10 protein-coding genes are annotated in these 11,491 nt (G+C 56.8%); 9 read left to right on the forward strand and 1 reads right to left on the reverse strand.

Going from position 1 to position 11,491, the window contains the following annotated elements; translation table 11 throughout:
* Entirely contained in the window at positions 1 to 687 is a 687-nt protein-coding gene (gene mutH / locus ACXKZG_RS04720) for a DNA mismatch repair endonuclease MutH (RefSeq protein WP_013203602.1), read from the reverse strand.
* Positions 688 to 1,374: 687 nt separating this feature from the next.
* Between mutH and rppH the strand changes: the two genes are divergently transcribed.
* The 9 genes from rppH to recC all read left to right on the forward strand — a co-directional run bounded on the left by rppH (position 1,375) and on the right by recC (position 11,417).
* Positions 1,375 to 1,902, forward strand: a complete 528-nt coding sequence (gene rppH / locus ACXKZG_RS04725; RefSeq protein WP_013203601.1) for an RNA pyrophosphohydrolase — start codon at positions 1,375 to 1,377, stop codon at positions 1,900 to 1,902.
* A gap of 12 nt (positions 1,903 to 1,914) precedes the next feature.
* Complete coding sequence (ptsP, locus tag ACXKZG_RS04730; RefSeq protein WP_488875781.1) at positions 1,915 to 4,161, forward strand: phosphoenolpyruvate--protein phosphotransferase; 2,247 nt, start codon at positions 1,915 to 1,917, stop codon at positions 4,159 to 4,161.
* 143 nt (positions 4,162 to 4,304) lie between these two features.
* Positions 4,305 to 5,186, forward strand: coding sequence for a prolipoprotein diacylglyceryl transferase (lgt, locus tag ACXKZG_RS04735; protein ID WP_013203599.1), 882 nt, complete (start codon positions 4,305 to 4,307; stop codon positions 5,184 to 5,186).
* A complete protein-coding gene (thyA, locus tag ACXKZG_RS04740) occupies positions 5,183 to 5,977 on the forward strand; it encodes a thymidylate synthase (RefSeq protein WP_013203598.1) in 795 nt (264 codons plus the stop codon). Before lgt ends, thyA begins: the two co-directional genes overlap by 4 nt.
* A gap of 288 nt (positions 5,978 to 6,265) precedes the next feature.
* Positions 6,266 to 6,706: a prepilin-type N-terminal cleavage/methylation domain-containing protein gene (locus tag ACXKZG_RS04745; RefSeq protein ID WP_331426426.1), complete on the forward strand. Its 441-nt coding sequence runs from the start codon at positions 6,266 to 6,268 to the stop codon at positions 6,704 to 6,706.
* The gene (locus ACXKZG_RS04750) at positions 6,697 to 7,245 is read left to right on the forward strand and encodes a prepilin peptidase-dependent protein (RefSeq protein WP_488876226.1); all 549 of its coding nucleotides are present in this window, start codon (positions 6,697 to 6,699) and stop codon (positions 7,243 to 7,245) included. The genes ACXKZG_RS04745 and ACXKZG_RS04750 overlap by 10 nt, the downstream gene beginning before the upstream one ends.
* Entirely contained in the window at positions 7,242 to 7,685 is a 444-nt protein-coding gene (locus ACXKZG_RS04755; RefSeq protein ID WP_488875782.1) for a DUF2509 family protein, read from the forward strand. Before ACXKZG_RS04750 ends, ACXKZG_RS04755 begins: the two co-directional genes overlap by 4 nt.
* Positions 7,663 to 7,971: a prepilin-type N-terminal cleavage/methylation domain-containing protein gene (locus ACXKZG_RS04760; RefSeq protein ID WP_479995235.1), complete on the forward strand. Its 309-nt coding sequence runs from the start codon at positions 7,663 to 7,665 to the stop codon at positions 7,969 to 7,971. Before ACXKZG_RS04755 ends, ACXKZG_RS04760 begins: the two co-directional genes overlap by 23 nt.
* A gap of 77 nt (positions 7,972 to 8,048) precedes the next feature.
* Positions 8,049 to 11,417, forward strand: coding sequence for an exodeoxyribonuclease V subunit gamma (gene recC / locus ACXKZG_RS04765; RefSeq protein WP_488875783.1), 3,369 nt, complete (start codon positions 8,049 to 8,051; stop codon positions 11,415 to 11,417).
* Positions 11,418 to 11,491: the final 74 nt, after the last annotated feature.

An 11,491-nucleotide genomic window follows, 5' to 3' on the forward strand; every position in this document is an offset into this window, starting at 1 on the left:
TTACAATAAAAAATGGCGGGCCAGCAGGGGACCGGTAAAGCTTTTCTTCAGATAGAAACCGCGCGGTAAGGTCATAATCGGCTGGCCGTTAGTGCCAATCCCTTCGGTCAGCGCTTTGCTGTTGGCAGCTTTTGGCCGGATTTGCAGCACTTCACCGTGGCGGGCGGTGATCTTTTCGACCTGCCCTAACACAATCATATCCATCAGCTCTTCCCAGTCGCGCTGCAACAGCGCTTCCTCTTCCTCACTGGCACTCCACAACAGCGGCGCACCCACCCGACGCTCAGCCAGCGGGATCGCCCGGTCACCCTCAACGGGAACCCATAACACCCTGGCCAGTTTGTGCCGCACATGGCTGGTCTGCCAGGTGACGCCGCTGTTGCCGGTCAGTGGCGCGACGCAGACGAAGGTGGTTTCCAGTGGGCGACCCAGCGCGTCTATCGGGATGGTTTTCAACTCCACACCAATCTCGGCAAAATCCTGCTCGGGCTTGCTGCCGGCACTGGCTCCCAGGTAGCGTTCCAGTAACATGCCGACCCAGCCTTTATCCCGACGCAGATCCTGCGGGATCTTCAGACCGGCTCTTGCCGCCAGTTCACCCAGCGTAAAGCCTGCCAGCTGTTGGGCACGATCCAGCAGCACGGTTTCGTTTTCTGGCGGCGTTAGCGGAATAAATTCAGAACTCATGGATAACTCTCTGTTGCCGTTCAAAAAATCACCACTCTTTTGCACAGGGAAAATTAAGGCAAAGCGGATTGTGCAAAACAGGAATAATAGCATGATAAATCATGATTTTTTACCCCGCCATCCCCGGTAAAAAAGGGAAGGGCAAAAGGTTATGCCCGACTTGTCACCGACAATGAACAGGATCACCCCCCCTGTTATCCACAGAAAAATGGGATAACTCGTCTTTTACGCGAACACTGTTTCGATTTACAGCCTTGACTGTGGCTGTTTTGCCACTTTTTGCACGATTTATGCTTAAGTGAGCGGCATATCCTGTGGATAAAAACGCGGGTGTTCGATCTTTCACCAGTCACTGAATATCCCTCTGTGACAGCAGGATGACGGGAGGCATTTTTGGGTGAAAATCAGGATAATTCCGAGGTTTTAGAGTCAGTTAATCAACCGAGAAAATCGGGGGCAAATTAGGCGTCAAAAAGTTTTCCCCAACCGTTAAGGGAGTTCTGCACAAAGCTATCCACAGAAAACGTGAATAAGATCGCGCTTTCTGCCCCGTCTCTGTTTATAACTTGGTGCAAAACTGTGAGTTATCCCGCGTCAGCCACGTGCTGAGGGCGTAAAGCAGTGGTTTACCACCTGTAAGGAGTATGAAACAATCAGAACATCCGAGTTTTAGTTTGAGGTAGTCCAGTGATCGATGATGATGGCTACCGCCCGAATGTTGGTATCGTAATTTGTAACAGGCAGGGACAAGTGTTGTGGGCCAGACGTTTTGGCCAGCACTCCTGGCAGTTTCCCCAGGGTGGGATCAATGCGGGTGAAACTGCTGAGCAGGCGATGTACCGGGAACTGTTCGAGGAAGTCGGTTTGCACCGCAAAGATGTGCGCATCCTTGCCTCTACCCGAAACTGGTTACGCTACAAGTTGCCAAAACGTTTGGTGCGTTGGGACACAAAGCCGGTTTGTATCGGCCAGAAACAAAAATGGTTTCTTTTGCAGTTAATGTGCAATGACGCAGATATCAATATGCAGACCAGCAGCACGCCGGAATTTGACGGCTGGCGTTGGGTCAGTTTCTGGTATCCGGTTCGTCAGGTGGTCTCGTTTAAACGCGACGTCTATCGCCGCGTGATGAAAGAGTTCGCCAGCGTGGTCATGCCACTGCAGGAGACGACCGTACAGCGAAATATGCCCGCTTATCGACGGAAGAGAGGTTAAGCCACGTAGATTATGCTCACACAGCTGCGCGAAATAGTTGAAAAAGTGGCAGGTGCGCCCCGGTTAACCGAGGCGCTAGATATCCTGGTCAATGAGATCTGCCTGGCAATGGATACCGAAGTCTGTTCGGTGTATCTGGCCGATCACGACCGCCGCTGCTATTACCTGATGGCGACCCGTGGCTTAAAAAAGCCGCGTGGTCGTACCGTCGCACTGGCCTTTGACGAAGGGATCGTCGGGCTGGTGGGCCGGCTGGCTGAGCCAATCAACCTGGCTGACGCGCAAAGTCATCCCAGCTTCAAATATGTTCCTTCCGTAAAAGAAGAGCGTTTCCGCTCGTTCCTCGGCGTGCCGATCATCAGCCGACGCCAGCTGTTAGGCGTTTTGGTGGTTCAGCAGCGCGAACACCGTCAGTTTGACGAGAGCGAAGAGTCTTTCCTCGTCACGCTGGCCACGCAGATGGCGACCATTCTGTCGCAGTCTCAGCTCAACGCCCTGTTTGGTCAGTACCGCCAGACCCGCATTCGTGCGCTGGCCGCATCCCCAGGCGTGGCGGTGGCGGAAGGGTGGGTGGACACCACGCAGCCTTCGCTGGACCTGGTGTTTGCCGCGTCCACGCTGGATACGCACCGCGAGCGTGAGCGCCTCTCTCTGGCGATGGATGAAGCCTCCAGCGAATTCCGTCGCTACAGCAAACGCTTTACCGCCAGCGTGCACAAAGAAAGCGCGGCAATCTTCGATCTCTATTCCCACTTACTCAGCGACAACCGGCTGAAGAAAGATCTCTATGCGGAGATTGACGCCGGTTCAGTGGCTGAGTGGGCCGTTAAAAAAGTCATTGAGAAGTTTGCCGCACAGTTTGCCAGCCTGCAGGACAGCTATCTGCGTGAGCGTTCGGGCGATCTGCGGGTGCTGGGACAGCGCTTGCTGTTCCACCTCGATGACAGCGTGCAGAGCACCAGTACCTGGCCAGAAAAGTTTGTGCTGGTGGCCGATGAACTCACCGCCACCACGCTGGCCGAGCTGCCGCACGACCGTTTAGCGGGTGTGGTGGTCAGGGACGGTGCCGCCAACTCACACGCCGCCATTATGGTGCGCGCGATGGGCATTCCAACGGTGATGGGCGCGGATATTCAGCCCGAGTTGATGAATGGCAGGCTGCTGATCGTTGACGGCTATCGCGGTGAGCTGCTGGTGGATCCTGAACCGGTACTGGTACAGGAATACCAGAAGCTGATCAGCGAAGAAAATGAACTCAGCAAGCTGGCCGAAAATGTCGTTGAACAGCCCGCCACGCTGAAAAGCGGTCAGCCGGTGAAGGTGATGCTGAATGCCGGTCTGAGCGCTGAACATGAAAAAGCGCTGGGAAGCTGGGTGGATGGCGTCGGTCTGTACCGCACTGAAATTCCCTTTATGCTGCAAAACGGCTTCCCTTCAGAAGAGGAGCAGGTCGCGCAGTATCAGGGCATGCTGCAGCTGTTCCTCGACAAGCCGGTGACGCTGCGCACCCTGGATATCGGCGCAGATAAACAGCTGCCGTATATGCCGATCAGTGAGGAAAACCCGTGCCTTGGCTGGCGCGGCATTCGCCTGACGCTGGATCAGCCGGAAATTTTCCTCGTGCAGGTTCGCGCCATGCTGCGCGCCAACGTCGCCAGCGATAACCTCAGCATTCTGCTGCCGATGATCACCAGCATCGATGAAATTGATGAAGCCAAACGGCTGATCGATCGTGCCGGGCGCGAAGTCGAAGAGATGCTGGGTTACACCATCCCGAAACCGCGCATCGGGGTGATGATCGAAGTGCCATCGATGATCTTTATGATCGGGCATCTGACCGGCCGCGTCGATTTTGTCTCGGTCGGCACCAACGATCTTACCCAGTACTTGCTGGCGGTCGACCGCAACAATACGCGGGTCGCCAATCTTTACGACAGCCTGCATCCGGCGGTGCTGCGCGGTCTGAAGACCATTGCGCTGGAAGCCGAAAAGGCGGGCGTTGAGCTCTGCCTGTGCGGCGAGATGGCGGGTGATCCGATCTGCGTGGCGGTGCTGATTGGCCTGGGTTATCACCACCTGAGCATGAACGGCCGTAACGTGGCGAGGGTAAAATACCTGCTGCAACACATTGATTACGAAGAAGCCCACGCGCTGGCCAACCGCGCGCTTGACGCGATGCTGGCCAGCGACGTCCGCCACCTGGTTGCCGTCTTTATGGAGCGACGTGGCCTTGGCGGGCTGATCCGCGGCGGGCGCTGAATCTCTTAACAAAGTTTACAGTTCCGCGAGATCGCAACAATTCGGGCTGTGCTATTATGCGCGCCTTAATGCAGCGCCCCGCGCGCACTGGTTTACTTATTCCGTCGCCTGCAGGTCAGGACAGACTTTAACAATGGTGAAAGATGAATAACGGCTATCTGGCTTTCCCTCAATTTGACCCGATAATATTCTCCATCGGGCCAATTTCCCTGCACTGGTACGGTTTGATGTACCTTGTTGGCTTTGTATTTGCCATGTGGCTGGCCGTGCGTCGCGCCAACAAGCCTGGCAGTGGCTGGAAAAAAGAAGAAGTTGAAAACCTGCTGTATGCAGGCTTCCTCGGCGTGTTCCTCGGTGGGCGTATCGGCTACGTGTTGTTCTACAACATGCCGTTGTTCCTCGACAATCCGCTGTACCTGTTCAAAGTCTGGGATGGCGGCATGTCATTCCACGGCGGCCTGATCGGCGTGATCTGCGTGATGCTGTGGTTCGCGCGTCGCACCAAACGTAACTTCTTCCAGGTGGCTGATTTTATTGCACCTCTGATCCCGTTTGGTCTGGGTGCCGGACGCTTAGGCAACTTTATCAACGGTGAGCTGTGGGGCCGTGTGGCACCGGACTTGCCGTGGGCAATGCTGTTCCCAGGCTCGCGCAGCGAAGACGTTGCGCTGGCGGCCACCCACCCGGAATGGCAGTCACTGCTGGCGACGTACGGCGTGCTGCCGCGTCACCCATCGCAGGTTTACGAACTGCTGCTGGAAGGTGTGGTGCTGTTTATCATTCTTAACGTCTTTATCCGTAAAAACCGTCCGATGGGCGCGGTGTCAGGCCTGTTCCTGATCGGTTACGGCGCGTTCCGGATCATCGTTGAGTTCTTCCGCCAGCCGGATGCGCAGCTGGGCCTGTTCGATAACGCCATCAGCATGGGGCAGATCCTGTCTATTCCGATGATTCTGGCCGGCGTGATCATGATGGTCTGGGCCTACCGCCGTCAGGGCGCGCAGCAAGTACGTGGGGCAAAATGAAACAGTATCTGGATTTAATGCGAAAAGTGCTGGAAGAGGGCACGCCGAAGGATGACCGTACCGGAACCGGCACGCTGTCGATTTTTGGCCATCAGATGCGCTTCAATCTGCAGGATGGTTTCCCGCTGGTCACCACCAAGAAATGTCATTTGCGTTCAATCGTGCATGAGCTGCTGTGGTTCCTCAATGGGGATACCAACACCGCTTATCTGCAAGAGAACAAAGTCACCATCTGGGACGAATGGGCCGATGAAAACGGCGACCTGGGCCCGGTGTATGGCAAACAGTGGCGTAGCTGGGGCGCAGCCGACGGTCGTGAGATCGATCAGCTGACCAACGTGTTGCAACAGTTAAAAAGCGACCCGGATTCCCGCCGCATCATCGTGTCAGCCTGGAACGTCGGCGAGCTGGATAAGATGGCGCTGGCACCTTGCCATGCGTTCTTCCAGTTCTATGTGGCGAATGGCAAGCTCTCCTGCCAGCTGTATCAACGCTCCTGCGATATCTTCCTTGGCCTGCCGTTCAATATCGCCAGCTATGCGTTGCTGGTGCATATGGTTGCGCAGCAGTGTGACTTAGAGGTCGGTGATTTTGTCTGGACCGGCGGCGACACGCACCTTTACAGCAACCACCTCGAGCAGACCCATCTGCAGCTGACGCGTGAACCTCGTCCGTTGCCAAAACTGGTGATTAAGCGCAAGCCTGCTTCGCTGTTTGATTACCGTTTTGAAGATTTCGAGATTGAAGGCTACGATCCGCATCCGCCTATCAAGGCGCCGGTCGCTATCTGAGTTAAGCAGGAGCGGAACCCTCCGCTCCTGTCCTTCCTTTTATTCTCTCTCCTCAGGTTTAAGCCACAGGAAAACAGGCAAAACGGTCTTCGAGCAGAGGATAGCCGTTGGAGCCAGGCAATCCCTGTTGTATTCGCTTCGCCGTCCAGCAAATCATTTTACGGGAGCCCCCGCAAATACTTTGTCCTTATGCTGCAACGCTAAATTCTTGTTGGAAAACGCCGCACGCTTTGCCGGATTGCCGCTGGATTGATGTGGGGTAAAAAGCACAATACAGCGATGAAAACGATGAGCGGATTTACCTTAGCCGAGCTGTTAATCGTCATGGTGATTGCCAGTATCCTGACGCTCGGTGCCATGAGCAGCTGGCAAAGCTGGCAGCAATTGCAACGGCTGAATGACAGCGCGCGCCAGCTCCAGCATTTCCTGTTGCGGTTGCGCAGCGAGGCGAATGAGCACAACGCCGCACGGATACTTTGGCGACGCACTGGGGCAGCCTGGTGCGTGGGCAGCGGCCCGCTGCAACCCTGCGGCAAAGCCTCACGCAGCCTGTTTCCCGCACCCTGGCCGGAGGTCGGCTTGCGTTCACTGACCGAGGAAATGGGCTTTTATGGCCGCAATAATGTTGCCCGTCCCGGCCGCATTGTCCTCGCCGGGGAAGCCGGTGAACGGCATGTGGTGGTGTCGTCACGAGGACGGGTGCGGATATGTGAGGATAACTGCCTGTGAAGCAGACGGGATTCAGCCTGGCAGAAATGCTGGTTGCGCTGGCCATCAGTAGCGTGCTGTTGCTTAGCGCCGCCAGGCTGCTTCCGGTGCTGCAACGCAACAATCTGCAAACCCTGATGCGCTTTCAATTGCAGGAAGAATTGCAGTTGATGATGTTCACCCTGGAAAAATCGGTGCTCCGGGCTGGATATTGCCGGGGAGAATGTCGCGGACAGGGGCTGACTCTCGGCGCTGATGGCCACTGCCTGTTGGTGCGTTGGGATGAAAACAGTAACGGCAAATGGGAAGGCGTGGAAAGCAGCGACAGCGATTTCTATGGCTACCGTTGGCGTGACGGCAGTCTGGAAACGCAGCGGGGCGTCGAGCGGTGTGACGGTGGCGGTTGGGAAAGGCTAAACGATCCCCGCACCGTGACCATCGAGTCGTTCCGGGCAACCCAGGTCGATCGCCAGATCCGTCTGGCGATCACCGCCTTCGCCAAAGCCTTTCCCTCCGTTCGGTTGACGGTGGAGCGCTGGTTAACCGCGGCCAATCTATGACTGATTTACCAAAGCAGCAGGGCGGTGGCGCGTTGATTATGGTGATTATCCTACTGGCGTTATCGGCGGCCTTGCTCAATGCCACGCGCAAGCAGTTGGATGACGGGCTAAGCCGGGTCAATGATGAGCGGCAGTTCCTGCAACAAAGGGTGCAGGCCAGCTCGGCGTTGAGTTGGGGAACCCGACAACGGTGGCCGGTCGCGCCGGAATGGCAATGTCAGCGGGAAAACGCCAGCGGCTGGCGAAGTTGCCTGCTGACTATTAATGACCCGCGCGAGCTGTTAATGGGCGACAGCGGGCCAGGCACTATTGCCCAGTATCAGTGGGTGGCACGACCGGAGGCGATGAGCCTCAAAACGCTGCCCCACGGCTGGCTTGATTACTGCCCGCTGGCAGAGGAAGAAGGATGCTATCCCGATGAAAAATCAGCTGGGCTTTAGCCTGCCGGAAACCCTGGTTGCACTGCTGCTGTTTGCCTGCAGCTTAACGGCCTTACTGCAGTATCAGCTGGCGCTGGCCAAAGGGTTCCAGCAGCAGGCACAACAACGTGAGGCCTGGCGCTATGCCTTACAGCGTTTCGAGGGCTATCAGCCAGCCAACTGGCAGAGCGCGGTGGTACAGCAGGTGGGGCCAGCAAACTGTCCGCTATTGACTGCGACGGTGGTCAGCCCGCTCGGACGTCAGGCGCAGTTAACCTTGCTGCGTTGCCCCGATATCACCGAGTGACGGGACTGGCGATTTGCAACCTGCCCCTGACAGGTTACAGTGTTGGCGCAAAGCAACATCCCGGAAAAGGAGCAGACATGTTTACCGTTTACCACTCAAATCAGCTGGACTTGCTGAAATCGCTGGCGGCTTTTCAGATTGAAAACCAGCCCCTGCGCGATCCCTTTCAGTCTGAAGTGGTGCTGGTACAAAGCCCTGGCATGGCGCAGTGGCTACAAATGTCGCTGGCTGAGCAGTTTGGTATTGCGGCCAACATCGCCTTCCCGTTACCGGCGACCTTTATCTGGGACATGTTTGTTGGCGTTTTACCGGGCATTCCTAAAGAGAGTGCCTTTAATAAAGCCAGCATGAGCTGGAAGCTGATGGCGATTCTGCCAGCGATGCTGACACGCCCTGAATTCACGCTGTTACAGCACTATCTGACCGAAGACCAGGACAAGCGCAAACTCTTCCAGCTGGCTTCCCGCGTGGCGGATTTATTTGACCAGTATCTGGTCTATCGCCCGGAATGGCTCAACAGCTGGGAGAAAGGTCAGATCATTGACGGGCTGGGTGAGGCGCAGCAGTGGCAGGCACCGTTATGGGCCGCGCTGGTGGAATACACCGCCGAACTGGGCCAACCCGAATGGCACCGCGCCAATCTCTATGCACGCTTTATCAGTAAGCTTGAGAGCAGCAATGAGCGGCCGCCCAATCTGCCTGACAGGGTGTTTATCTGCGGTATTTCTGCCCTGCCACCGGTCTATCTGCAGGCGCTGCAAGCGCTGGGCAGGCACATTGATATCCATCTGCTGTTTACCAATCCCTGCCGCCATTATTGGGGCGACATTCAGGATTATGCTTTCCTCGCCAAACTCCAGAGCCGCCGCCGTCAGCATTTTCAGCGGCAGAGTGAAAGCCCGCTGTTCCGCCAGGCCGATGCCTCCGCGCTGTTTAATGACGCGGGAGAACAGCAGCTCAGCAATCCATTGCTGGCCTCCTGGGGCAAGTTGGGCAGGGATAACCTCTTTCTGCTGGCCCAGATGGAGTGCCAGGAAATAGACGCCTTTGTCGATATTGAGCCCACTACCTTGCTGCAAACGGTACAGCGCGACCTGTTAGAGCTGGAAGACAACGCGGTGATTGGCCTGCAACAAAATGAGTGGGAAACCAGCACGGCGAAACGGCTGCTGGATCCTGCTGACCGATCGATCAGCCTTCACCTTTGCCATAGCCCGCAGCGGGAAGTGGAAGTGCTGCAGGATCGCCTGCTGCAAATGATGGCTGACGATCCTGCGCTGTCTCCGCGTGAAGTGATTGTGATGGTGGCCGACATTGATGCTTATACCCCGTTTATTCAGGCGGTATTTGGTAATGCGCCCGCCGGGCGTTATCTGCCGTTTGCCATTTCTGACCGCCGCGCCAGTCAGGCCCATCCCGCCTTGCAGGCCTTTATCTCGCTGTTGAGTTTGCCCGACAGCCGTTTCACCTCAGAAGAGGTGCTGGCGCTGCTGGACGTTCCGGCACTGGCAAACCGCTTTGCCATTGATGAAGAAGGGCTGAAGCGCCTGCGCCGCTGGGTGGAAGAGTCCGGGATCCGCTGGGGGCTGGATGACGATACCGTCCGCGATCTGGAACTGCCGCCGACCGGGCAGCATACCTGGCAATTTGGCCTGACCAGGATGTTGCTGGGCTATGCGATGAACAGCGAAAGCGGTCACTGGCAGGGCGTGCTGCCTTATGATGAGTCCAGCGGCTTGATTGCAGAACTGGCCGGCAACCTGGCCGAGCTGCTGACGCGTTTGCGCCACTGGCGAACCCTGCTGAATACCACGCGACCACTGGAAGAGTGGCTGCCGCTGTGCCGGACGCTGCTGCAGGATTTCTTTGCCGGCGATGCCGATACCGAAGCGGCGCTGGCGCTGATTGAAGAGCAGTGGCAGCAGGCGATTAATTACGGCATCCAGGCGCAGTATCAACAGGCTGTTCCGCTCTCCCTGCTGCGGGATGAACTGGCTTCCCGCCTCGATCAGGAAAGGATCAGCCAGCGCTTCCTCGCCGGTCCCATCAACTTCTGTACGCTGATGCCAATGCGCTCCATCCCGTTTAAGGTGGTTTGCCTGCTGGGAATGAACGACGGGGTTTATCCGCGCACGCTGCCGCCATTGGGCTTTGACCTGATGAGCCAGCAGCCGAAAAAGGGCGACCGTAGCCGTCGCGATGACGACCGTTATCTGTTCCTGGAAGCGATTAACTCGGCGCAGCAGCAGCTGTATATCAGCTATATCGGGCGCACCATTCAGGACAACTCGGAGCGCTTCCCATCGGTGTTGGTTAGCGAACTGGTCGAGTACATCAGCCAGAGCTTCTGCCTGCCGGAGGACCAGTCGCTCGACGTCGACAAAAGCGCCGAGGCGGTGATACGACATCTGCATCATCTGCACAGCCGGATGCCTTTTGCCGCGGAAAATTTCTCGCCGCAGGCCGAATTCAAAAGCTTTGCCGCCGAATGGTTGCCTGCTGCCAATGCCAGCGGCGTGCCGCATCCCGCCTTTATGCAGCCGCTGCCAGTGCTGGAGATGGCGGAACTTAATTTCGAGCAGCTGGTGCGTTTCTGGCGGCATCCGGTGCGGGCCTTTTTCAGCCAGCGGCTGGGGGTAAGTTTTATCGCCGAAGAGGCCGGTTTACCCGATGCGGAGCCGTTCACCCTCGATAATCTCAGTCGTTATCAGGTCAACACCCAACTGCTTAATACCCTGATTGATGAACAGCCGAGCGAGCCGCTTTACGCCCGGCAGCGTGCCTCAGGGAATCTTCCCTATGGGGCTTATGGCGAGCTGTTCTGGCTGGAGCAACAGGAAGAGATGGCCGAGCTGGCGAGTCGCGTGCGCGAACAGCGCGCCGGGGCGGTCAGCTGGGAAATTGCCTTGCCGATCGGCGGGATACAGCTGAACGGCTGGCTGCCGCAGGTTCAGGATGATGGCTTACTGCGCTGGCGGCCGGGCCACCTTAACTTTACCGACGGGCTATCGCTGTGGCTGGAACACCTGGTTTACTGCACGCTTGGCGGCCAGGGCGAAAGCCGGATGGTTGGCCGCAAAGAGAGTCAGTGGCGCTTTCCCGCACTGCCAGCTGAACAGGCCGGAGAATGGCTGGATCGTTATGTCGAAGGCTACCAGCAGGGGATGTGCTCACCGTTACTGTTATTACCGCGAACCGGCGGTGCCTGGCTGGAAGCCTGTTATGACGAAAAGACCGGACAGCTGCTGACGGATGATGGCACGCAGGCCAAAGCCCGTATCAAGCTGTTGCAGGCCTGGCAGGGGAATATGCAGATTGAAGGTGAGGGCAGCGATCCCTATCTGGCCCGTCTGTTCCGCACGCTGGATGATGAAATAGTGCAGCAGATCTCGCACAACGCGGAAATTTGGCTGCTGCCGCTGCTGCAGATGAATGACATGCAGTAAGACATCCTGTAGTGTTACTTTATAACCATTTGTCGTTTTTTACTTTCTTGTTTCTTTTTCGTCCACAGCCGTCA

The sequence above is a fragment of the Erwinia sp. 2186 genome (assembly GCF_057812255.1).

What these genes read in the sequence shown, in the direction of transcription:
- mutH (WP_013203602.1), bottom strand. Translation starts at nt 687, where the DNA reads ATGAGTTCTGAATTTATTCCGCTAACGCCGCCAGAAAACGAAACCGTG.
- thyA (WP_013203598.1), top strand. Translation starts at nt 5,183, where the DNA reads ATGAAACAGTATCTGGATTTAATGCGAAAAGTGCTGGAAGAGGGCACG.
- recC (WP_488875783.1), top strand. Translation starts at nt 8,049, where the DNA reads ATGTTTACCGTTTACCACTCAAATCAGCTGGACTTGCTGAAATCGCTG.
- ACXKZG_RS04760 (WP_479995235.1), top strand. Translation starts at nt 7,663, where the DNA reads ATGAAAAATCAGCTGGGCTTTAGCCTGCCGGAAACCCTGGTTGCACTG.
- lgt (WP_013203599.1), top strand. Translation starts at nt 4,305, where the DNA reads ATGAATAACGGCTATCTGGCTTTCCCTCAATTTGACCCGATAATATTC.
- ACXKZG_RS04755 (WP_488875782.1), top strand. Translation starts at nt 7,242, where the DNA reads ATGACTGATTTACCAAAGCAGCAGGGCGGTGGCGCGTTGATTATGGTG.
- ptsP (WP_488875781.1), top strand. Translation starts at nt 1,915, where the DNA reads ATGCTCACACAGCTGCGCGAAATAGTTGAAAAAGTGGCAGGTGCGCCC.
- ACXKZG_RS04745 (WP_331426426.1), top strand. Translation starts at nt 6,266, where the DNA reads ATGAGCGGATTTACCTTAGCCGAGCTGTTAATCGTCATGGTGATTGCC.